Genomic DNA, 22,063 nt, shown 5'->3' on the forward strand with positions numbered 1-22,063 from the left:
AAACTGAATGTGGTGGATGGGGCAAATCGCCTCATTGCGTCGCCCCCCGCGCGGGGGCGTGGATTGAAACCCTCAATACCTGGCAAGGGTGAATATCATTAAGAGTCGCCCCCCGCGCGGGGGAGGTTTCTCGGAATTGAAATCCGAGAGCTATGAGGGACGGGGATCCAAGGAAGGAGCGGACTGTCGCATGCCGGTTGTAGCCTGGAGGAGAGCCCTGCTGCTGAGCTATCAACCATGCACTTTCTGAGTTGAAAAATCGAGGATCACGGGTTAATTTTCCGCTGGAAAGCGGGGGCAAAGGACCGGATTTTATTCTGCAGTGCCGGCTTATAACGTTTTTATATGAAAAAAGGCTCATGGTTCATAGCTCATGGCTCATGATAACATCGTGTTTCAAGAGCGTTTCCCGCTTTCCATATTGGCTTGCATCTCTTTGCCTTTTTCATTTTTCGTTGTGACTGTTCCGGTCATGGGAGTTCATTTCGCTCGAACCAGCAAAAAATTGTGTCAAGGTGCATCGTTTTTTAAGCCCGTGGAGATCCTTGCGGAGGATAAAATGTTTGGCTCGCGTTTGATGGTGTCCTTACTCATTCTGGTTGGCCTGCTGTTCTGTGTGCCCACGCATTCGCAGGCAATGATGGTGGGGCTCAGTACAAAGGAACTCACCGGCAATTCGGAGCTTGCCCTGGTTGGCCGGGTCGAAAAGGTCAATTCCCATTGGAATGCCGATGGAACGATGATCTTCACCACAGCGGAGATCCGCGTGGAAGAACCTCTGAAAGGAGATGCCTCACCCGGGCAAACGGTTACGGTTACCTGCGAAGGTGGAGAGGTCGGAAACATGGGGCTCAGAGTTTCCGACTCGGCAACGTTTACGAGAGGCGAAAAGGTAATCGTTTTTCTCGAACCTGAGGCGAAGCAGGTCGCTGAGGCAAGGGCAAAACCGCATTCGCAATTGGGGGGCGCTTACAAACTGGTTGGGAAGGCGCAGGGAAAATACACGGTGGATAAGGATGGAATTGCCAGGAAAAAGGGCTTTTCTTTAGCCGGTAAATCGGAGTCGGTCGAAAATGATATTCCCGAGGCCAATCTGGTCGACAAGATTAAAAGAGAGGTGCGGTAATGAAAAAGTTCCCCCTGTTCCTCTTTTCCGGCCTGATCCTTTTCTGCTTTCTGTCCTCAACTGACGCAGGAGCGTTCGAAGCTAGCAAAACCGATTCAGGCAAGCTCATAAAGTGGGCGTTTCCCCAGGAAACCTATCGCATTAACGCCTCAGGCGGACCGTCCGGCAGTATCAAGGCCATCCGCCGTTCGGCAGCGACCTGGACGAATGTTACAGGATCATCATTCATTTTTATATACGGCGGTAAAACAACGAGTACAGCGTATGGTATAAACGATGGAGAAAACCTGATGAATTTCGGTAAGCTGCCCCTGGGCACCCTCGCAGAAAACTACAACTGGTATAATCCGATTACGGGCAGGGTGTACGATAGCGATATCAAGTTCAATACCCGCTACAAATGGGCGACAACGGGCGTTGCCGGATATTACGACGTACAAAATATCGCAACGCACGAAATGGGCCATTCGCTCTCCCTTGCAGACCTTTATGGCCCGGGTGATACCGCAAAAACCATGTACGGCTATTCCTCTGAAAGCGAAATAAAGAAGCGGTCCCTGACACGCGACGACATCAATGGAATAAAGTATCTTTATCCATGATTCCTCTATCCCGCCGGAACCTTGAACACGGATGCGGCTCGGATTGTTGTTGCACACCTGGAACAGATATCTCGCACCGGTTTGAAACCCGCTCACATCCGGAACCGGAGACAAGCCATGAAATTCGCACAGGCAGTTCAGATCCATCAGGAGAGCCGTCGGCACCTCAACGTCCTCTCCGTATGTAGATCAGGAGTATCATGATCTACAGTCTAAACGGACAGAGCACAATTCAGCAGACTTCCAGCACTGCAGGCCGGACCTCCATCTCCCAGATCCATACCCTGCGTGTTCTGGCGATGCTTGGAGTCTTCCTGCACCACCTCTGGAATACGGTCATTTTGACTCCCGTTGGTTCCCTCCAGTGGGGGCTCGATGTGATCTTCGACACGGCATCCGATGGCGTGATCCTTTTCAACGTCCTTTCGGGTTTCCTGCTCGCCTTGCCGTACCTCGGCCCGGAACGCCGCACTTTTATCGGGTACGGGAACTTCCTCCACAGGCGTTTCCTGCGGATCATTCCCCCTTACTATCTCGCGCTGCTCCCCTTTTCCCTGGCAAATATTCTGATCTTTCACGTTCCCCTGGATTCGGCCCTTCGTACTCTGCTGCTGCATCTTGGTTTTCTAAATTCCTTCGACTATTCCATGATGGCCAGCAACTTTTCCCATTTCTGGTATCTCGGCATGCTGGCCCAGTTTTACCTGCTATTTCCCTTCTTTCTGAGATTCTTCGAGCGTGTCGGTTCCAACAAGGCCATCGTCTGGATCGTGGCCATGTGCTGGATCGGGTGGGCCGGTCTGTATGCTTATCTTTCATTGTATCCGGAGTCTTCCCTGGGAATGGCCGGGTACCTCATGCATTTCAATCTCCCGGGACGCCTGCCCGAATTCGCCGCAGGCATGTGGCTCGCTTCCCGCTGGACCTCATCGGCGCCCGCTCTGCGCACTGCGATCTTCGATCGGCCCTTTACCCTGGTTTTTCTCGCGATGTTGGCGGGCATCGTCCTGGGCACTCCCTTTCTCGGCAGACTGGGCATGCCCTGGACCCATATGTACCATGTGTCGCTCTGCATGGTTCTCGTGGTGCCCCTCATCCTCTGGACGCCCGTTGCCGCGCTGGGGAAAATGGGCGTCATACAGAAACTTTCGCTTCATTCCTATGCGATTTATATCGTGCATGAACCTCTGTTCAGCTACGTGGGTATCCTGCCCAACAAGGTTCCCCACAAGCTGAGCATCTTCCTTGTGCTCGCGCTCCTGCTGTTGGCGCTCTCCTACCTCGCCGCCACAGTCCTGGATCGAGTTTCAGGAGAGATGCTGAAAAAATTCGCGGACTGGAAAAAGCACGTTCAGGCGGGATTGCACATTTTAAAGATTCCTTTGAAAATCTCCCGTGGCTCCTCTGCGCCGGAAAAAGTTCTCGCGGCGAAACCCGCGTGCGACCGCTGCAAAAAATGACATCGTAAAAGCGGACGCACTCATCCTCGAAACCTGTTTCTCCATTATCCTCTATCCTCTCTTGCCCGTTCAAACGGCAAAGCCTTCAGGCAGAGGCTCCCTGCACCGGACCCAGAGTGGTGGAATCTCCGGGGCCGAGAGGGCGACGATCCCCCCGACGATGGCGCACGTGGTATCGCAATCCCCTCTTCCGGCCGCCGTGCGCCAGAGAGCCTCTTCAAAATCATGCAGAGTGTGGGCCGCATTCCAGATACAAAAGGGAACGGTATCCTGAGCTGAAACGCGTCTGCCGGTCCCGAGCTTGCGTATGGCTTCCTTCAAACCTTCCCTTGGAATCTCCAGCGACATTTCGATGGATTTTCGAGTCAAAGATTCGGGCACGAAAGCGAGGACTTCCCCAATGAAGTCGTTGCCCGAAGGGCAGTGGGCGCTCCCTGCAACCGCTGCCGCGGCGGCGACGGCCATGGCTCCCGCCTGGGCTTCGGGATGGGCATGGGTGATGACGGCGGCAAGCCTCGCTTCCGAAGCCGCACGGGCGGGGTCCCCCGCAAAGTAGCCGCCGACGGGCGCTATGCGCATGGCCGAGCCGTTGCCGTAAGAACCCCCGCCAAACAGGGCAGGAGCCGCCTCGCGCCAGTCTTCGCCCGCGTGAATGCGAGAGAGCAGCAACCTGGCTCCGCCTGCATACCCGCGATATGGCTGTTCCATGAAGCGGCGCGCGAATGCCCGGGCCAAGACGTCCTGGTCGATCTTTCCATGATTTTTCAGCACTTCCACGACGGAAAGCGCCATGTGCGTGTCATCCGTCCAGGGCCACGGGCCCGACGGCAGCTTCCGTGTCTCGAACACGGAAGCGGGAAGGGAAAAAAAGAGCTCTCCAAATGCGTCCCCTACCGATAATCCCTCCAGGCTGAGCAACGCTTTTTCGATGGATGCGGTCATAGCCTTCTCCTCATTCATTCTCTGCTCGCAGTTCTCATTCATGGTGAACACAGCCCACTCTACAGAATGTTTCAAATGGCTTGTCTTTCGCGAAAACCTCATTTATACCTCAAGCCGTTCGCATTAAAACTTCCATGACTGGAACGGTCACAACGAAAAATGAAAAAGGCAAAGAAATGCAAGCCAATATGGAAAGCGGGAAACGCTCTTGAAAAGCGATCTTATACTGTGAACGGTTGAAATCTTGACTTCTGTAAGTTTTGTAGGAGCGCCTTCCAGGCGCGAATTTTTTAGGAGCAGGCTATTTTTGTCGCGGCTGGAAGCCGCTCCTACAAGATCGTCAAGAAGTCGGGTCTCATCCGCCCGGAGTATATCATGAGCCATGAGCTATGAACCATGAGCCTTTTTACATAAAGGTCCAAAGGCTGAAAAGCGAAAGGTCAAACAGAAGGCAAATGAAACGAAGGCTCCCCGCAGAATGGGAATCGCAGGACGGAGTGCTGATGGCGTGGCCCCACGAAGCCAGCGACTGGCGATTTTACCTGCGTGCAGTGCAAACCACTTTCACGGAAATCATTCGACACATCACGCGATTCGAAAAGTGCATCCTGGTGGCACCGGACCCGGCCGATGTTCGCGCGCGGCTGCAGAAGGCAGACATCCACATGGAACGGCTCCACATCTATAAAATGGATACCAATGACACCTGGGCGAGGGATTTCGGTCCCATCACCATCCTCGAGGAGGGCAAACCGGTTCTCCTGGACTTCGGATTCAATGGCTGGGGCCTCAAGTTTCCCGCGGACCTGGACAACCAGATCACACGCAGGCTGCACCAACTGGGAGGTTTCCATTCCACTCCCCTGAAGACCGTGGGACTCGTTCTCGAGGGGGGCAGCATCGAGAGTGACGGAAACGGCACGATCCTAACCACTACGGAATGCCTCACGAGTCCCAACCGTAACCCCCAGTTGACCCGGCAAGAAATCCAGGAGGAACTTGGCCGGCTCCTGGGAGCGGATCATTTCCTCTGGCTGGAAAACGGTTTTCTGGCAGGCGACGACACGGATTCTCACGTGGATACCCTGGCGAGACTCTGCCCCGACGACACGATCCTTCACACGGCATGCGACGACCCGTCCGACATGCATTTCAAGGCCCTCCAGGCCATGACGGAAGAATTGAAACGCTTCAGGACCCGCCAGGGCCGCCCTTACCGGCTGATCCCCCTGCCCTGGCCTTCACCCCACCTGGACGATGAGGGAAAACGGCTTCCGGCCACTTACGCCAACTTCCTGGTCCTGAACGGTGCGGTGCTCGTCCCCACCTACCGGGATCCCAAAGACGGGGAAGCCCTGAACGCCGTTCGAAAGGCCTTTCCGGACCGCGAAATCGTCGGTATCGACTGCAGCCCACTGATCCTTCAGCATGGTTCACTGCACTGTGTCACCATGCAGCTTCCCAAAGGAACCCTCTCATGAAAAGACTTGTGGCGGGACTCATCCAGCAGAGTTGCTCGAGCGACAGGGCATCCAACATTCAGAAGAGCATGGCCGCTATCCGTAAGGCAGCCGATGATGGAGCCCAACTGATCGTCCTTCAGGAGCTCCATACAGGGCTTTACTTCTGCCAGGCCGAAGACGCGGGGCAATTCGACCTTGCGGAGCCCATTCCCGGCCCTTCCACAGCGGCTTTCGGCGCTCTGGCAAGGGAACTGAACACGGTCATCGTAACATCCCTTTTCGAACGGCGCGCCGCCGGGCTGTACCACAACACGGCGGTGGTCCTGGAACGGGACGGCTCCATCGCCGGCAGATACCGCAAGATGCACATCCCCGACGATCCCGGATACTATGAAAAATTCTACTTCACGCCGGGAGACCTCGGATTCTATCCCATCGCGACTTCGCTGGGAAAACTCGGAGTCCTGGTCTGCTGGGACCAGTGGTATCCCGAAGCGGCGCGTCTCATGGCCCTGGCCGGTGCTGACCTTCTCATCTACCCGACGGCCATCGGATGGGACCCGGCTGATGCCGAAGACGAACAGGAACGGCAGCTCGACGCGTGGATCACCGTCCAGCGCGGCCACGCCGTGGCCAACGGACTTCCCGTCCTCAGCGTGAACCGGGTAGGTTTCGAACCCTCCACCGAACCCCATGCAAGGGGCCAGCTCTTCTGGGGGAACAGCTTTGCGGCGGGACCCCAGGGGGAATTCCTGGCGAGGGCTTCAAGCAACGCGGAAGAAGTGCTCACTGTGGAACTGGATCTCGAACGCAGCGAATCCGTACGCCGCATCTGGCCCTTCCTCCGCGACCGGCGCATCGATGCTTACGGGGAGCTCCTCAAACGCTACCGGGATTGACCCGCTGCAAGCTCCTGGCTTCATCACCAATAGCAGGGCTTGAGGTATTCGGGGTCCATGGTTTCGACGGCACGCAAAGCGACCCGGACGGCATTTTCCTCGGCAGCCAGCTTGAGAGGGCGAGCGATCTCTTCACCCGCCGTGCGATCCGCAACCACGGCGCAAATGCAGGCTGCGGCAAAACCGTACACTCCGGCCATTTTGAGCAGCGTGCCGCACTCCATCTCGTAGTTGAGCACATTCAGATGCCGGTATTCTTCCGTGATGCCCCCGACCCGGATCTCATCCCGGTGCATCTCTTGAAGACGCTCCTCGGAAACCCCCAATGCCCGCAGCGTTTTCTTCGTGAGGCAAACACCGCCCAGCCAGCGCATCAGGTGCTTGTTGACCGACGATTCGGTGCGCTCTTGTCCCTCGTAGAATGTATCCACCGAAGCGGTGATTCCCATGTGCCAGTCGACCTTCAGTTCCCTGGCCGCATTGACCAGGGCGACAGTCACGAAAGGATTGGCCGCGGACGGGTACTCGACGGGAGCGATGTCATTGGCGGCTCCCTGTCTGCAGAGGGCCGCACGGGTAATCACCACACTGCCTGTTTTCACATGATCCTGAATGGAACCACATGTCCCGACGCGAATGATGCGGCGTATCCCGACATCATAGAGTTCATTGACCACAATGCTGAGCGAAGGCGCTCCCATGCCGCTGGTGGCGGACAAAATACGTTGTCCGCCGGGAAGAGATGCCAGGTAGCTGTTCAGACCACGGTTTTCAGACAAAATTTTTACGAGCCGGACCCCTTCGGTTTCCCGGGCGATGCGTGCGGCCCGATCGGGGTCTCCACAAAGCAGAGCGAAGGCCGGCGGATGCTCCCCCAGGTCCTCCCGGCTGAAACCAATGTGATATCTGGGCTTGCAATTCATGATTCAATCTTTTCCTGAAAAGTGTTCTGATCTTGAACGCTTTGATCTTGAAGTTCCGGCAATCAAAGTGCACTATAATTTATAAAATTCCATTTAAGCACCAATAAGAACCTATCCAAAAACCTACCTCGGCAGCGGACACCCCCCTTTAATTCCCCCCTCAAGGGTGGACCAAGGGGGGTGTCGCAAAGTCCACAGGTGGTTTCTGGATAGGTTCTAAGTACCAAAGCAAAAGTTTCTTAAAACATTATGATACTCGATCATGAGCCATGAGCCATGAGCCTTTTTCTTATAAGGGGCGCCCGATGCTTGATCCTGGTATGGTGCTTATAATTTGCTGTCTTTACATGGGTTTCCTCTTTTTGATAGCCCTCTGGACAGAGTGGAAATCCGCCACGGGCAAAAACCCGGCCAACCATCCGGTGGTTTATTCTCTCTCCCTGGCAGTTTATCTGAGCTCATGGACCTATTACGGCAGCGTGGGCATGGCTGCACGCTCCGGAATGCTTTTCGCCACTTTTTACCTGGGCTCCACCATCGTGGTTTTCCTCTGGTGGACCCTCCTGCGTAAAATGGTCCATCTCAAAACCATGCACCACATCACCAGCATCGCAGACTTCATTTCAGCCCGTTACAGCAAATCCCGGTCCCTGGCGGCCCTGGCAACCCTCATCGCCCTGGTGGGAACCGCTCCTTATATCGCTCTCCAGCTCAAGGCGATCATCTCCACTTTCCGTATCATCACTCATTCGCCCGCGGCCGGTAGAGCCACCGGGATCCTCACGACTTCGTGGATCACCGATCATGTCGGGCTGACTGTAGTCGGGCTCATGACCCTCTTCACCATCATTTTCGGCGCCAGGCGGCTGGATCCCACGGAACGCCACGAGGGGATGGTCATGGCCCTGTCAGTCGAATGCATAGTCAAATGGGTGGCCTTCATCGCAGTGGGCATCTTTGTAACCTATTTCCTTTACACGGGATTTGGCGACATATTTCAACGCCTCCGTGAAAGCCCGTCATGGAATCAGGACCTGCACAACACGAACCTCATGAGCTTCGGGCAAGAGGACACTCCCTTCTACTCGACATGGATGAGTTACTTCATCCTCTCCATGTCCGCCGTTTTGTTTCTGCCGAGGCAGTTTCACGTGGCCGTCGTGGAAAACTTCGACGAGAAGCACATCCTCACAGCCATGTGGCTCTTTCCCCTTTACATGATTCTGATCAACATCTTCGTCGTTCCCATTGCCATCGCCGGCCTGTTGAAAGGTTACCCGGTTTCCCTGGCCGATGCGTTTGTCCTCATATTGCCCCTGAACCACGGTGAGCCCTGGATGGCGCTCCTGGCGTTCATTGGAGGATTTTCAGCCGCTGCGGGTATGATCATGATCAGCGCCATGACCATGTCCACCATGATTGCCAACCACCTGCTGCTCCCCCTCCTGGGCTGGCTTCGCCCTCTCTCTTTCCTGAAACGCCACCTGCTCAGATGCCGCTGGGTTGCCGTGACCGCTTTTCTCCTCATGGGCTACTGGTTTGAAGAACGGATCGGGGAATCCTACGTCCTCATCAATATGGGATTGATCGCCTTCGCCGCCGTGCTCCAATTCGCCCCGGCCATGCTGGGGGGACTCTTCTGGCGGAGAGGAAACAAGGCGGGCGCCATGCTCGGTTTGAGCGCAGGGTTTTTGACCTGGGCCTATACACTCCTGATCCCTTCATTCGCCAAAAGCGGGTGGATCTCTCAAGGCCTGCTCCAAAACGGCCCCTGGGGCATTGAACTCCTCAAACCCGAACATCTTTTCGGTCTCACGGGACTCGATCCCGTCAGCCACACGGTTTTCTGGACCCTCCTCTTCAACATCGGGTTCTATGTGCTGGGTTCCCTGTGTACCGAACAAAGCGAAGAGGACCGAGGGGTGGCCGAAGAATTTGTGGGGGTCCTCACACTCTCCCAAGCTCCAAGCCCCATGGCGGCAAGAGAAGCCTATATCGACATGGGACTGAAAAGAAACGAGGTGGAGGCTCTCCTGAGCCAATACTTCAACGGTTCAGAAGTAAGCGCCATCACTGAAAAATGCCTTTGCGCCGCGGGGATTGCCGGGAAAGACCAGATTTCCATCACTGAATTGCTCGAATTTCATAACGAGGTGGAAAAGTCTTTGGCCGGTTCCATCGGATCGGCGGAAGCCCATAAGGCCGTGAGCAAGGGAACCATTTTCACTCCCCGGGAAACACGGGAACTTTCAGAAGTCTACGAAGAATTTCTGAGCAACCTGAAAATCACCTCGCCGGATTTGAAAAGAAAGATCGAATACTACCAGGAAAGGATCCGGCTGGCCGAAGAACGCTACCTGCACCTCGTGCGCCACAGCCCTTCCCTCATCTATATGCTGCGCAGGGATTTCAACCTGGATTTCATCAATCAGGCCTGTTCCATGATGCTCGGCTATACCCCGGAAGAAGCCATGAGCACCCCTCACTGGTTTCTGGAACGCATCCATCCGGACGACCAGTTGCGTATAAAAGATTTGTTCATGGCCGCCTTCAAGACCTGCGAACTCTCTTTTTCCGCAGAATGCCGCCTCATACACAAGAATGGGCATTCCATTCACGCCATCATCAAGTCCATCCCTTTTTGTGGTTGGGAAAAAGGCCATGAAGTAGAGCGCCTGGAAGGAATCATCGTGGATATCACCGACCGTGTTTTTCTGGAAAAGGCCCTGGTGCAAAAGGAGACGCTCAACGCTCTAGGCGCCATTTCACTGGAGGTCGCTCATGAGATTCGCAATCCCCTCATGTCCATAGGAGGCTTCGCCCGCAGGCTTCAGAAAAAAATGCCCGAACTGCCCGAACCCCACATCATATTGCGGGAAGCGGAGCGGCTGGAAAAACTGCTGGGCAGAATCAGGGATTATTTGAGGCCCATAGAGATCCGCGCTGAAGAAGCCTCCATCAATGATACCATTTCCCAATGCCTGGAACTGCTGGCTCCGGAGATGAACGAAAAGGGCGTAACATCCGAGATCCATCTCGATTCAAGACTCCCGCACATTTACACCGATCCGGAAATACTGATCCAGATCTTCACCGTTCTTATCCGCAGTGCCCTGCAGGCCATGACAAAGGGCGGGATATTTTACATCAAAACATTTGAAAGCGATCAGAACATCCATATAGAGTTCAGACACGAGGTTGGTAAAGCCAGGTTCAAGGAACCCGACCTCCTCTTTCTTCCCTTTGATGAAGGGGCTCAGAATATCGGTCTGCCTCTATGCTACCGGTTGCTCAAGTACCTGGACGGTCTTCTTTCCTTTACAACGGAACAAAACCATGTGGTATTCACCGTTTCTTTGCCCAAAAGAGCACAGTAGAATTCAGGATTTTTCCAAGGAACACCAACGTCCGGCGTCGCGGGACCGAATCTTTACCGGGTATTCGAACAGAAGTTGGAAGATCCTCATATCGGGTCGCTTTATTTCAGGGAGTTGGCGGATTCTAATATCCCGTTATTCACCACGGAGACACGGAGGGCACGGAGTAGATTTTGGAATTCTTCTGGGATTCCTCCGTGATCTCTGTGCCTCCGTGGTAAATGGGGATTTCAAGAGCGACTCACTCCCTTATCACCATATCCCTGGATGATTGAACGATTGGAGCAAACATGAGCGACATTCAGATTCTGCATGATTTTTATTCCCATCCGGAAGGAGCTAACAGGACCCTCCGCATTTGCATCCCGGACGCTTATTATTCACAGCCCGCAACATATTTTCCGGTGCTTTACATGCTGGACGGTCAGAACGTTTTCAGTCACCCGGAGTCCGCTGTCTTCCATACCTGGTGCGCCAACACGACCATGGACCGGCTCATCGCCGAAGGCCGCATCCGCCCCTGGATCATCGTGGCGATCGATCATCTGCCCGACCGTTTTTCTGAATATTCCCCATGGAATGAGCCCGCGGTAGGGGCTGAGGGGCGCGGCTGGCTGTTCATCGATTTTCTCGTGAATTATCTCAAACCCTTCATGGATCAGAACTACCGAACGCTTGGGGAACCGCACTGGACAGGGATACTGGGGGCCAGCCTGGGAGGATTGATGAGCCTTGCGGCCGGGAAGGTTCACCCCGATGTCTTTGGTCGGATCGGCGCCGTTTCTCCATCGGTCATGTGGGCAAACGGGGAAATTTTCCGCCTCTGGGATCATCCCACCGGTCACTGGTGCAAAATCTATATGGATACGGGCTCCCTGGAACGCTATTGGTATTACAACATTTACCTGGACTATGTCGAATCCACGAAGAACTTCTACGAGCACCTGAAAAGCCTCGGCCTGAAGGACCACGAACTGCGCTATGTCGTGGCCCAAGATCATTTCCACAACGAAGAAGCCTGGCAGGCGCGTCTTCCCGATATATTTACCTGGCTGCTCGAGGATGCCAAAGGGGTTTAGAGGATATCCGAAAGCCCATCGCCCCGACCCTCTCCCTCGGGGAGAGGGAGTCTCCGGGCAGGCTTCAAACCGTCTCTTCCACCTTCCGGATGGCTTCCAGCAATGGATTCAGCTCGGGGGTCCTCAAAAGGTAAGCATAATTTCCCATAGCATCGCTGAGTGCATCGGGAACATCCCTGTGAGCCACCACCATGGGGCCCAAGCTGGCCAGCAGTTCTTCGTGACTCCAGCGGTAATTCACTCCATGCCGCCTCGACGCATGGGCCACGTGATACTTGCGTTCGAAATGAAAATCCCTGCGCACACCGGCGACAAGGTCCGCCCACCAGCGGAAGAGATCGATGTCGCAGGCATAATTCATCATGTCCAGAGTGAAGCCGCCCGGCGGACGCACATTGATTTCCAGGGCATAAAACTCCTCCGCATCCTTACGAAAGAATTCGATATGAAAAAAGCGCTCCCGAACCTTGAAAGCCTCCACCGCCTTTCTCCCCAATTCTTCCAGGCGCGGAGGAATCTCACGCAGTGAGTAGTAATGCATGGGACCGCGCTCGCTGACAATTTCCATGATCCCGCCGGAAAAGCGGTTCACCGTCCAGAAGACGATTTCACCATCACGATTTGTCAGACCGTCGAAGCTCAGAAGGTCGCCGGTCAGTATCGATTCGACCATGTATCCGTCCGGAAGGTTGTGAAGGGCGCCATTGAGCTCTTCTTCGCTGGAAACCTTGAATGTGCCCGCCGCTCCTACCCCCTGATCCGGTTTGAAGATGACGGGGTAGCCGTATTGTTTGACGAAGCGCCGAACGCTCTGCTCGTCCGTTGCAAGAATGCCCCCGGCACAGGGGATACCGGATTCCACGAACCGCCTTTTCATCCCCATCTTATGGCGGTTGACTTCGAGGTCACCCGGTTTTTGCCCGAAGACATTGAAATCTTCACGTAAACGGGCGTCCACGTCCAGCCAGAACTCCGTGTGGGATTCAATGCGATCGATCTTTCCGTACTTGTGCGTGAAAAAACCGCAGGCCCGAAGCATGGCATCATAGTCCATCATGGTAGGGACGCGGTAGTACTCCGTCAGAGCTTCCCGGAGCTCGGGACGCAGATCGTCCCACGGAGCGTCGCCGATGCCCAAAACGTTTACCCCCGCCTGTCGAAGAGAGGTGCAGAACAGGAAATAGGTCGGGGGGAAATTTGGAGATATAAAAACCACATTCATTGTATTTCTCCTTCGTAGGGAAATGAGTCACTCTTGAAATCCCCATTTACCACGGAGGCACAGAGATCACGGAAGAATCCCATAAGAATTCCAAAATCTTCTCCGTGCCCTCCGTGGTGGATAACGGGATATCTGCGGAATGCAAAAGGTGTTGAGTGGATCAAGAGCCGACTTTGATCTCCTCAACGTGGACCATTGAGCCTGGGAAGCCGGGTGGAAGCGAAGGCATGGGGAAGAAGCCGGTCCAGAGTGGTCTCGACGCGGTGGTCGGTATCACAGAAACACTTCACCAGGGCATTGGGACCGAACTCGTGGATGACCTGACGGCATGCACCGCAAGGAAGTGTGGCCCGTCCCGTCGGTGTGTATACGACCACCACACGGATTTCCCGGCACCCTTCCGAAACGGCCTTGAAGACTGCAGTACGTTCCGCACAGTTGGTCAACCCGTAGGAAACGTTCTCCACATTGCATCCAGTGAAAATCCCACCCGTTTCCGTCAGCACCGCAGCCCCCACGGGAAACCGACTGTAGCGGCAGTAGCTGTTCCTGGCCGCCTCACGGGCAAGCCGTTTCATTTCTTCCAGCAGCTCTTTTGGAAAATCCATGGGCATCCCCTCACAAAGAAAACGACTCGACCGCCTCCGCCCGAACACGCCGGGAACCTCGAAGAACCAAAATCTTCTCCGTGCCTTCCGTGTCTCCGTGGTGAATAACGGGATATTGGAATCCGGACCTATAGGTTGCGTATTTTCAAGACAATGAAAGACAAAGGCTTTTGAATTCTATTAGCTCAAAGATGGAGAGGGGACAAGATCCATTTTGAAGGGACCGGGGGGAAAGTCGGTAATCGTCGAACGAGTCCTCCCAACGTCATGGGCGCAAAGGCGGGCATTCAGAAACTCTGCACGAAACGATACATTCGATTCTTGAAGACCTGATCTGCAAGGTCCCTCAAGAACAAAAAGCCGCACATACAGCCTTCAACTCTGCGACCACAACATTCTCGGAAGATCAAAAGCGGTGCACTTTCCAATGACCTTCATCACACTGGCGAGGAATTCATTCAGCCTGAAAGGCTTGGTCAGATAAGCGCTGGCGCCCAGCCTCAAAGCGGTACTTCTGGCTTCCTCGTCATAACTTGCGGTCATCATGATAAAGGGCGTAAAGGGGTAGCCCGAAAGCACATATGATAGAAGGTCCAGGCCGGATTCAAGGGGCATATTCAGGTCGGAGACGATCAATTGAAAATGGTTCCGCTTGAGCTGTCTGCGGGCTTGGGCCACACTGCCGGCCACAACACATTCGTAGCCGTTCATCTCAAGAAAATCGGTCACTATGGAACGAAAAGTCGCGTCGTCATCAACGATCAAGATCTTGGCCATGGGATTTACCCCCTTGTGATTTTTCTCAAGAACATCAAAAGAGTTTCGAGACACCAGGGCTCCAACGAAATCCAATGCATTACAATACGTCTCTGTGGCTCACCAGTACAGCCCGGCGGAAGTCCCTCCCCCGGCAACATACAATTGGCGGTCGGGGCTGATTTGAGCCAACAAAGAGGGGTCGGTAAACTTCCGCCATCGTGTACTGGACAAATATTTTAAAAGCAACGGTTGTGCCAGATCTTTCAGGCGCTCGATCTGCGGTGCAATGGTTGAAGAATGCGGTTCAAAGGAGAATTGCCAGGGGTTGGAACAGATGCCCCTCGTCGCGTGACAAGGGCACCTGCTGTATGGTCTCACATACACTTCTGTAGCCCGGAAACTACATCGAAGTAGAAAAATCTCGCTTTCTTTCTCAATCCAGCTCCACATTGAAAGGTGAACAAAATGCACTTGCTGTCATCCCGGCGAAAGCCAGGGCCCAGAAAAGCTTAATTGACCTGGATTCCGACTTTCGTCGGAATGACAATGGATAGCCTCCACCGATTTTGTACACTTGTTTGTGTGGGGCTGCACTTAAGTACCTGATCAGAAGTTATTTAACATTTTGGGTGGTTACAGATTACGTCATTCCGGCATGTTTTTAGCCGGAATCCAGCCACACGGCACATTTTCTGGATACCGGCTTTCGCCGGTATGACGATGTAAAAATGTTAAGAAATTTTTGCCCAGGTATTTAATATTTAAGATCGCAATTACGCACCCGTTTACCCGTGCGTTTTTGTAGGAGCGGCATCCTGCCGCGACAAAGTGTGCAGTTGCCAGTTCCTGTCACGGCTGGAAGCCGTTCCTACAAAGAAATGGCCGCATATTTACGATCTTCGGTACTTAGTACCCCAACGCGCTAATTACGCGGCCATTTGCACGGATTTTGGAGCAAACTTGGCCACGAGCTTTGTTTTCGTATAGGTCCACTTTATGGGTTTTGGATGTCTGTTGAGCTCATCAAAGTAGCCCATAAGCATTTGTGAAAGCTCCTTTTTGTCGTTGAAGTCGTTGGGAGTGAGTACATCCCTTGTAACCTTACTGAAGATGATCTCAACCTGATCGAGCCAACTGGCATATGTGGGAAGCCAGTAGATACGAACATTAAAAGAAAGGTTGAGAGAAGCAATCCATTTGCCCAGTTGTTTGGGTGCATGCGTAGAGCCATTGTCCAGAATGAGATCAATAACCTTGAATCCCTTGACAATGGCTGAAGAAAAGAAACTCAGAAGAAAGGTTTTGAACTCCGCGAAGCGCTTGCGAGCGAAGGTACGGGCGAAGGTGATTCCATTGGCGACGATAAGAGCACAAAACAGCTGTAATGCTCCCATCCGTTTGTATCGGGATGCCACGTGAACGGGGTGTTCGGCTATGGCGGGTTTGGTCTCGTGAAGAGGTCTTCTTGCTTGAATGGAGGTCTTCTCATCGATACAAACGGAAGCTTCACCCTGCTGGAACAACTGGGGAGCGTTCTCATAGAGATCCAGGACTGGAGACGCTTTCTCAACGAATTTTGGATCAGGAGATTTTTGCCATAGATGATATTGCCAGGGTTTGATCTTGTCCTGTTTCAGCCAAAGACGAATAGTGCTCGGGGCAATGTGGCTGACGATTCCTTTTTCTTTGGCGACTTGACAAAGCTTCTCTCCAGACCAGCGTTGCCATGGCTTGCCATGATCACACGGTTTCGAGCAGGCCAACAAGGTGATCTGAGCCCTCACGGCAGAAGGATGCTTTCTTGGGGCTCCGGGTCGGGGGTGGTTTTTGAGGCTACCTTCATTGACCCATCTGTTGCGGAACTTCTTAACGGTGGATGGCCTGCATCCGACTTCATCAGCGATCTGCCGGATGCTCCATTCCGGATGCTCATGCGATAGGAGGAGGATACGAGCCCTTACAACCTCCGCATAGGGTTTTGTGTAGCTCACGCTCAGATGTTTCAATACTTTCCGTTTCTCTGGAGGAATGTAGATGCAGTATTTGTGTTGAGGTCCAGGCATGGTTGTACTCCTCTCCTGTTTGTTGCCTTTTTATTTAATTTTAACATGCCTGGAGCCTCTTAGGGTTGAACAAATCTGGTTGCGTAATTATCGCGCTGGAGTACTTAGCCGCGTGCGGCAAATCAACGAGTTTTCAAGATGTGCTTCGCTGTTTTGAAATCATTGGGGTTGAGACGGTATTTCCTGATGAGCTTGTAGAACTCGGGGCGGTATCTCCCCACAAAAGCCGCGGCATGAGAAACATTTCCCTGTGCCGCGGTGAGGACTTGCGTCAGGTAGGCGCGCTCAAATTCCGCCCGTGCTTCGTTCAGGGGCAGGAGCTCCGATTGGCTGCTTGGGGAAGAAGACATGTTTTCTTTCCCCAACAGCAAATGATCGAGCATGATTTGTTCCCCACAGGCCAGCGCCACCGCCCTCTCCACTACGTTGGACAGTTCCCGTACATTCCCGGGCCAACGGTGCAGCATGAGCTGCTGCATCACTTCCGGGGAAAAGCCCCGAATCTGCTTGTTCATCGCTCGATTGAAGTGGTTCAGAAAGTGCTGAGCCAGAAGGGGGATGTCCTCCCTGCGATCCCTCAGGGGAGGAAGATAGACGGGAATGACATGGATGCGGTAATAGAGATCTTCGCGGAATCTGCCCTCGCTGACGGCTTTTTCCAAGTCCTGGTTGGTTGCGGCGATCAGTCGGATATTGGTCTTGAGAGGATGAACGCCTCCCACGGGATAATATTCACGCTCCTGAAACGCCCGGAGAAGTTTTACCTGGAGGGCCAGGGAGAGTTCGGCCACTTCATCCATGAAAAGTGTTCCTCCCTCCGCCCGCTGCAAGAGTCCCTTTTTCACCTGGTCTGCCCCGGTGAAGGCTCCCTTGACGTATCCAAACAGTTCACTTTCCAGGAGCCCCTCGGGTATGGCGCCGCAGTTGATGGCCACGAAGGGCCCCCGTGACCGTGTGCTGCTCGTATGAACGGCCTTGGCGATCAATTCCTTGCCCGTCCCGCTCTCTCCATAAAGACATACGGTGGAATCCGTCGGAGCGATCTGCGAGACCTGCCGCAAGACCTGCTGCATCTTTCCACTGCTCGCGATGATATTGTCGAAATGATAACGTTCCTGCACCAGAGAGCGGAGACGGTCCACTTCCACTTTGAGCTTGCCCACCTCGAGGGCCTTTTCGATGCGGTACAGCAAGTCTTTCGCGTCGAAGGGCTTGGTCATGAAATCATAGGCGCCCTTCTTCGTGGCCTCTACGGCGGTGGCAATGGTTCCATAAGCGGAAAGGATGATCACGGGAAGATAGGGTTGGATGCGAAGCAGTTTTTCCATGAGCGTGATGCCGTCCATCTCTCCCATTTTGAGATCCAGGATGGCAACATGGTAGATTTCATCCGTGGCGAATTTCAGAGCTTCCTCCCCCCCACCCGCGAGAGTCACCCCGTAACCGGCTCCCTCCAGGCGGGCCTTCATGAGAGTGAGAAGCCCCCGGTCATCATCCACTACAAGAATTTTCTCATCAGCCATACCAGCACATCTCTACTGAAGCAATTCCCTTTCTTTACGATCCATCTCGAGGTCTATGGCGCGGGAACGTTCTATCTGTTTCTGCAATTTCTGGATCTTGGTGTCCTTGGATTTGAGCTTGCCCTTGAGTTGGCTTCGCTTTTTTTCTGCAACGATCTTGTTCTCTATGAGGGCCGTCATTACCCTGGCCTGAAAGGCAAAGGGACTCTCCGGGTATTTCTCCATGACTTCCTTCAGGCGCTTGAGCCCTTCGGACTGGTTGTAAAAAGGGCTCTGGGGAAATGCATATACAAATGCCACATTGAAAAGAGCGATATCGCAGTCCTTGGAACAGTCTTCCAGGATTTTCCGATTCTCTTCGAGAAATGCCGCATAGTCGTTGCTCGCCATGGCCTTCTGTGGAGGAAAAACATAGACGGGCTGCAATTCGACCCTGGGAGGGGGCGGTGTATGGGCGGCGCACCCGCCGAAAAAAAACAATAGCAGGATAAGACTTAAAATTTTAAATAAAAATGAATCTTTCATCTACAACATCCTGATTCCATGATGTTATTAGCCCGAAATACTCTGAAGTTCGGGCATGGGCGACTCACCGACGGGGGGAACCACCGGCAGAGTGAAAATGAAGGCAGAGCCTTTCCCCAACTCGCTTTCAGCCCAAATCGCTCCCTTGTGTCCCTCGATGATGTAGCGGGCAATAGCCAATCCCAGGCCGGTTCCCTGCTTGCCTTTTCCATTACCGGAAGGGGATTGATAGAATGGGTTGAATATCCTTTCTCTCTCCTCTTTCGGAATCCCTTCTCCCGTGTCCGAAACCCTCACCTGCAGCTGCTGTTGCCCACTGCTGAAATCTTTGCTCAGAAAACCTTCAACGGAAATCCGCCCTCCTTCAGGCGTGAACTTCAGAGCGTTGCTGAGCAGGTTATCGAGAACCTGCTGGATCCTTTTTTCGTCCGCAACCGTGATCGGCAGTTCATCCATATGAGCGATATCCAGCTGGATACGCCTGCTGCGGGCAATCAGTTCCACCTTTTGAATGCTTTGGCGAATCAAACCGGACAAATCGCAGGGCACGAGCTCGTACTCGATCATTTGTGCCTTCATCCTGGAAAGATCGAGGATGGAGGAAATACTTTGAAAGAGATGCTCACAATGACTGCTGACCACTTCCACGATCTCTTTTTGCGAAGGTGTGAGCGGCCCCGGTATTTCCTCCAACAGCAGGGACGTTCCTTCCTTGATGGCCGTGAGCGGCGTACGCAATTCATGGGAAACGTGGGCCGTGAAGTCGGACTTGAGCTTGTCCAGTTCGGCCAGTTTGTCCGTCATCCAATTGAACGTCTTCGCCAAATCATGAACCTCTTTCGGAGCCTTGATATTCACCGAGCGAGTGAATTCACCCTGCCCCACCCTGCGCATTTCCCGTGCGAGCTTGCGCAGCGGGCTGCTCACTCCCCGTGCAAAAAGGTAAGCCAGAAGAACCGCACCGAGTATCCCCTTGAAAGCGACCAGATTGATCATCCCGGCTGCAGACGCGGCCTGGTCCCGGGCTTTGGCCGTCTTGTCGGCAATGACCCCTTCCCGAAACCGGATGAGCGCATTGGTCATATCCAAAATATCGTCGCTGATCTGAGCCCTCTCGCCTTTGTTTTTTTCAGGCCTTTTGCTGGAAACCGCGCGCTCTATTTCGGCGGTATAAAGATCGTGAGAAGAAACGATTTTGGCGAGTGTCTCCTTCTCCCATGGAGTGTCCACGAGGGAAGAAACCTTCTCGAGGGATTCGGTGAACTCTTTTCCGGCCTTTGTAAAAGCCGAGTTCAAGGTTTTGTCGCGGAAAAGCAGATACTTTTCCGCGTTACGGATTTCCGTCAGGAAGCTCTTGAGGAACTGCTTTTCCTCCGTGATGCAGGAGGAATCGACAGAGAGGATGCTTGCCCCGAGCTGAGTGATTTCATTCAATTTTGAATGCGAGTAGAAGCTTATCCCCAAGATCAGCGCAATCAGAATGCTTTGAGCCAAAATGGCACGCCAAAAGATTGTCAATCGCATACGTCATCCCGGTGTGTAAGATCTCGAGGCCCCCACGCCCAGCACCTTTCAGGGGAAAAGCTCCATTTCAAAAAGCGCCCTGACGCGACACTGTCGCATCAACCACGGAGACACGGAGGGCACGGAGAAAAACCTTCAAATGAAATCCCCGTGCTCTCCGTGGTCCAGATAAAACCCGGCCATGTCGAGCTAAGGTGCATAAACTGCAAAGAGCATATACAAAAGCGGGGGGTGAAAGCAACTCTTTATGTAAAAAAGTGCGTAGGTTGCGTTGAATGAAATGAAACGCAACAAACAATAATGACATGTCGCGTTTCGAAACTCAACGCGACCTACGTGCTATCGGGTCTTTGTGCTGAATGATCTAAGAGGATGTCTGAAAATTCCCCTCTTGAGGGGGGTAGGGGGGTGTCAAGATTTCGTGAACCAGAAAAACACCCCCCTTGCCCCCCCTCAAGGGGGGAATCGAAGCAGGTTCGGCTCCCAAGCAAAGGAACTTTCAGACAGCCTCTAAGAGCCTATCCAAAAACCTACCTCGGCAGCGGACACCCCCCTTTAATTCCCCCCTCGAGGGGGGACTAAGGGGGGTGTCGCAAAGTCTACAGGTGGTTTCCGGATAGGTTCTAAGTACCGAAGATTGTAAATACGCGGCCATTTCTTTGTAGGAACGGCTTCCAGCCGTGACAGGAACCGGCAACCGCACACCTTGTCGCGGCAGGATGCCGCTCCTACGAAAACGTAGGGGTAAACGGCTGCGTAATTACGAAGACCAGTACTAAGCTATAACCGTGCCAGGTTGTTCACCCAAAGGATCTCACACGCCCCGTCGCCCGTGTCCGTGCGACTGAGAGAACTGAACCACGTCCATTGCCCCCCTTCCCGAATTCCCACAAGGTAGCCGCTCAATGCGATGAGTTCCCCCCTGCGAATGGATTTGAGCGATTTTTCGATCGCACTGTTGGCTGGAATCATGTGCATGTTGGAACTGTGAGACATGATGACCGGCCACGGCAAGGGGGGGCAGCACCTCACGGGAAAGACGAAAAATCTTCGGTTTCCCTGGCCTATTTCCAGTTGATTCAACACGCTTTGATCCGACATGGGCCCCCAGCCCAGGGCCAGGTCTATGGGGGATATATCCGAAACGGGATCGAACCGGTAACGCTCCGTACTGAGAACCCGGGCCTTCAGGCTGAACCGGGCCAGGGGCACGAAAGTACGCTCTCCCACCCGCCACGGCTTGCCCTTTTCAATGATCACCTGCTCCGGTTCGGAAGCGATGAGAATGCCGGGCGGGTATTTGATTTCCCCCATCACGTAAATGTTGTAGTAAAGAATACAGCCCAGGAGCACGATGAGGAAAATCAGCAGGGCAATCTGTTTTTTTTCCTTTGCACTGTCATAAATCCTGATGGAACAGGACGGAAGGCCGGTTTTGCGGGCTCCGTCCAGGGACTTGCCCTGAAACCTGCTGAAGATGATCCCGCAGCGGATGCATTCCACGGGATCTTCCCCTTCGTGGCCGCAGTTGGGGCATTTCACCTTACGTCTTTCCGAAAGGGCTTCTTTTTCTTCCCGCCGCTGCGGCACCTCACTCACTGGAGAAGACTTCGGCGCCGTCCTCTTTTTTTCCACCTCCACGGAGCAGAGAGCTCCTGCCTTTTGCAGAGTCATCCAGTACTTGCATGCGGTTTCATGGTCCATATCCCTCTTGATGGTCACGGGTCGCCCGGAGAAGAGCCCCTCTATCTTTTCTCCACTCATCTTGAAGAGGGTGGAGAGATTCTCCTTGACCTCGTCCATCTGCCGCCCCTCGGCAATCTCACCGCGAAAGGTCAGTTTATAGCAATGATCCGCCATATGGATTGAGCTCACGTCACAGCAAGAGTCCACAATCGAGGAAACCGGACCGGGAGATGGAACGCGGTTCCCCACTTTCACGCCGGAGGCGAAAAAAGCCCCCGGTTG

Annotated in this window: 17 protein-coding genes and 1 CRISPR repeat array (1 of these 18 only partly in view); of the genes, 7 read left to right on the forward strand and 10 right to left on the reverse strand. The window is 53.8% G+C overall.

The window, feature by feature from the left end; all coding sequences use genetic code 11:
* Nucleotides 1-70: direct repeats of the CRISPR family, unit length 32 nt; unit sequence GTCGCCCCCCGCGCGGGGGCGTGGATTGAAAC (it extends 4,487 nt beyond the left edge of the window).
* A 489-nt stretch (nucleotides 71-559) separates the two neighbouring features.
* The 3 genes from QMG16_RS08470 to QMG16_RS08480 all read left to right on the forward strand — a co-directional run bounded on the left by QMG16_RS08470 (nucleotide 560) and on the right by QMG16_RS08480 (nucleotide 3,188).
* Nucleotides 560-1,126, forward strand: coding sequence for a hypothetical protein (locus tag QMG16_RS08470; protein ID WP_281793537.1), 567 nt, complete (start codon nucleotides 560-562; stop codon nucleotides 1,124-1,126).
* On the forward strand, nucleotides 1,126-1,728 hold the full coding sequence (locus tag QMG16_RS08475; RefSeq protein WP_281793538.1) for a matrixin family metalloprotease: 603 nt from the start codon (nucleotides 1,126-1,128) through the stop codon (nucleotides 1,726-1,728). Before QMG16_RS08470 ends, QMG16_RS08475 begins: the two co-directional genes overlap by 1 nt.
* Before the next feature lie 200 nt (nucleotides 1,729-1,928).
* Nucleotides 1,929-3,188, forward strand: coding sequence for an acyltransferase family protein (locus QMG16_RS08480; protein ID WP_281793539.1), 1,260 nt, complete (start codon nucleotides 1,929-1,931; stop codon nucleotides 3,186-3,188).
* 69 nt (nucleotides 3,189-3,257) lie between these two features.
* Here the strand turns inward: QMG16_RS08480 and QMG16_RS08485 are convergent, their stop codons facing one another.
* A complete protein-coding gene (locus QMG16_RS08485) occupies nucleotides 3,258-4,130 on the reverse strand; it encodes an ADP-ribosylglycohydrolase family protein (protein WP_281793540.1) in 873 nt (290 codons plus the stop codon).
* Between the two features lie 455 nt (nucleotides 4,131-4,585).
* On the opposite strand from QMG16_RS08485, the gene QMG16_RS08490 reads away from it, so the two are divergent.
* Nucleotides 4,586-5,611, forward strand: a complete 1,026-nt coding sequence (locus QMG16_RS08490) for an agmatine deiminase family protein (RefSeq protein WP_281793541.1) — start codon at nucleotides 4,586-4,588, stop codon at nucleotides 5,609-5,611.
* Nucleotides 5,608-6,492: a carbon-nitrogen hydrolase gene (locus tag QMG16_RS08495; RefSeq protein ID WP_281793542.1), complete on the forward strand. Its 885-nt coding sequence runs from the start codon at nucleotides 5,608-5,610 to the stop codon at nucleotides 6,490-6,492. Before QMG16_RS08490 ends, QMG16_RS08495 begins: the two co-directional genes overlap by 4 nt.
* 23 nt (nucleotides 6,493-6,515) lie before the next feature.
* Here the strand turns inward: QMG16_RS08495 and QMG16_RS08500 are convergent, their stop codons facing one another.
* Nucleotides 6,516-7,415, reverse strand: a complete 900-nt coding sequence (locus tag QMG16_RS08500; protein ID WP_281793543.1) for a nucleoside phosphorylase — start codon at nucleotides 7,413-7,415, stop codon at nucleotides 6,516-6,518.
* 305 nt (nucleotides 7,416-7,720) lie between these two features.
* Here QMG16_RS08500 and QMG16_RS08505 point away from each other — a divergent pair, with 305 nt between their 5' ends.
* Together QMG16_RS08505 and QMG16_RS08510 are read left to right on the forward strand one after the other, a co-directional pair.
* Entirely contained in the window at nucleotides 7,721-10,792 is a 3,072-nt protein-coding gene (locus QMG16_RS08505) for a PAS domain-containing protein (protein WP_281793544.1), read from the forward strand.
* 290 nt (nucleotides 10,793-11,082) lie between these two features.
* Nucleotides 11,083-11,871: an alpha/beta hydrolase gene (locus tag QMG16_RS08510; protein WP_281793545.1), complete on the forward strand. Its 789-nt coding sequence runs from the start codon at nucleotides 11,083-11,085 to the stop codon at nucleotides 11,869-11,871.
* A 64-nt stretch (nucleotides 11,872-11,935) separates the two neighbouring features.
* On the opposite strand, the gene QMG16_RS08515 is transcribed toward QMG16_RS08510, so the two are convergent.
* From QMG16_RS08515 to QMG16_RS08550, 8 genes are all read right to left on the reverse strand, one after another.
* Nucleotides 11,936-13,093 carry an ATP-grasp domain-containing protein gene (locus QMG16_RS08515; protein WP_281793546.1) on the reverse strand — a complete coding sequence of 386 codons (1,158 nt, stop codon included), beginning with the start codon at nucleotides 13,091-13,093 and terminating at the stop codon, nucleotides 11,936-11,938.
* 182 nt (nucleotides 13,094-13,275) lie between these two features.
* Nucleotides 13,276-13,701 (reverse strand): cytidine deaminase, encoded by a 426-nt coding sequence (locus QMG16_RS08520; protein WP_281793547.1) that lies wholly within the window; start codon nucleotides 13,699-13,701, stop codon nucleotides 13,276-13,278.
* Between the two features lie 375 nt (nucleotides 13,702-14,076).
* A complete protein-coding gene (locus QMG16_RS08525) occupies nucleotides 14,077-14,478 on the reverse strand; it encodes a response regulator (protein WP_281793548.1) in 402 nt (133 codons plus the stop codon).
* A gap of 908 nt (nucleotides 14,479-15,386) precedes the next feature.
* Complete coding sequence (locus tag QMG16_RS08530; protein ID WP_281793549.1) at nucleotides 15,387-16,523, reverse strand: IS630 family transposase; 1,137 nt, start codon at nucleotides 16,521-16,523, stop codon at nucleotides 15,387-15,389.
* 122 nt (nucleotides 16,524-16,645) lie between these two features.
* Nucleotides 16,646-18,046, reverse strand: a complete 1,401-nt coding sequence (locus QMG16_RS08535) for a sigma-54-dependent transcriptional regulator (RefSeq protein ID WP_281793550.1) — start codon at nucleotides 18,044-18,046, stop codon at nucleotides 16,646-16,648.
* Between the two features lie 12 nt (nucleotides 18,047-18,058).
* Nucleotides 18,059-18,571 carry a hypothetical protein gene (locus tag QMG16_RS08540; protein ID WP_281793551.1) on the reverse strand — a complete coding sequence of 171 codons (513 nt, stop codon included), beginning with the start codon at nucleotides 18,569-18,571 and terminating at the stop codon, nucleotides 18,059-18,061.
* A gap of 27 nt (nucleotides 18,572-18,598) precedes the next feature.
* Nucleotides 18,599-20,095 carry a HAMP domain-containing sensor histidine kinase gene (locus QMG16_RS08545; RefSeq protein WP_281793552.1) on the reverse strand — a complete coding sequence of 499 codons (1,497 nt, stop codon included), beginning with the start codon at nucleotides 20,093-20,095 and terminating at the stop codon, nucleotides 18,599-18,601.
* 780 nt (nucleotides 20,096-20,875) lie between these two features.
* On the reverse strand, nucleotides 20,876-21,955 hold the full coding sequence (locus QMG16_RS08550) for a hypothetical protein (RefSeq protein ID WP_281793553.1): 1,080 nt from the start codon (nucleotides 21,953-21,955) through the stop codon (nucleotides 20,876-20,878).
* Between the last annotated feature and the right edge of the window lie 108 nt (nucleotides 21,956-22,063).

The organism is Desulforhabdus amnigena, from assembly GCF_027925305.1.
Taxonomy (GTDB): domain Bacteria; phylum Desulfobacterota; class Syntrophobacteria; order Syntrophobacterales; family Syntrophobacteraceae; genus Desulforhabdus; species Desulforhabdus amnigena.

Coding starts and splice junctions, on each gene's coding strand:
- QMG16_RS08520 (WP_281793547.1), bottom strand. CDS start 13,701: ATGGATTTTCCAAAAGAGCTGCTGGAAGAAATGAAACGGCTTGCCCGT.
- QMG16_RS08525 (WP_281793548.1), bottom strand. CDS start 14,478: ATGGCCAAGATCTTGATCGTTGATGACGACGCGACTTTTCGTTCCATA.
- QMG16_RS08490 (WP_281793541.1), top strand. CDS start 4,586: ATGAAACGAAGGCTCCCCGCAGAATGGGAATCGCAGGACGGAGTGCTG.
- QMG16_RS08480 (WP_281793539.1), top strand. CDS start 1,929: ATGATCTACAGTCTAAACGGACAGAGCACAATTCAGCAGACTTCCAGC.
- QMG16_RS08550 (WP_281793553.1), bottom strand. CDS start 21,955: ATGGCGGATCATTGCTATAAACTGACCTTTCGCGGTGAGATTGCCGAG.
- QMG16_RS08495 (WP_281793542.1), top strand. CDS start 5,608: ATGAAAAGACTTGTGGCGGGACTCATCCAGCAGAGTTGCTCGAGCGAC.
- QMG16_RS08485 (WP_281793540.1), bottom strand. CDS start 4,130: ATGACCGCATCCATCGAAAAAGCGTTGCTCAGCCTGGAGGGATTATCG.
- QMG16_RS08515 (WP_281793546.1), bottom strand. CDS start 13,093: ATGAATGTGGTTTTTATATCTCCAAATTTCCCCCCGACCTATTTCCTG.
- QMG16_RS08530 (WP_281793549.1), bottom strand. CDS start 16,523: ATGCCTGGACCTCAACACAAATACTGCATCTACATTCCTCCAGAGAAA.
- QMG16_RS08510 (WP_281793545.1), top strand. CDS start 11,083: ATGAGCGACATTCAGATTCTGCATGATTTTTATTCCCATCCGGAAGGA.
- QMG16_RS08545 (WP_281793552.1), bottom strand. CDS start 20,095: ATGCGATTGACAATCTTTTGGCGTGCCATTTTGGCTCAAAGCATTCTG.
- QMG16_RS08505 (WP_281793544.1), top strand. CDS start 7,721: ATGCTTGATCCTGGTATGGTGCTTATAATTTGCTGTCTTTACATGGGT.
- QMG16_RS08475 (WP_281793538.1), top strand. CDS start 1,126: ATGAAAAAGTTCCCCCTGTTCCTCTTTTCCGGCCTGATCCTTTTCTGC.
- QMG16_RS08540 (WP_281793551.1), bottom strand. CDS start 18,571: ATGAAAGATTCATTTTTATTTAAAATTTTAAGTCTTATCCTGCTATTG.
- QMG16_RS08535 (WP_281793550.1), bottom strand. CDS start 18,046: ATGGCTGATGAGAAAATTCTTGTAGTGGATGATGACCGGGGGCTTCTC.
- QMG16_RS08500 (WP_281793543.1), bottom strand. CDS start 7,415: ATGAATTGCAAGCCCAGATATCACATTGGTTTCAGCCGGGAGGACCTG.
- QMG16_RS08470 (WP_281793537.1), top strand. CDS start 560: ATGTTTGGCTCGCGTTTGATGGTGTCCTTACTCATTCTGGTTGGCCTG.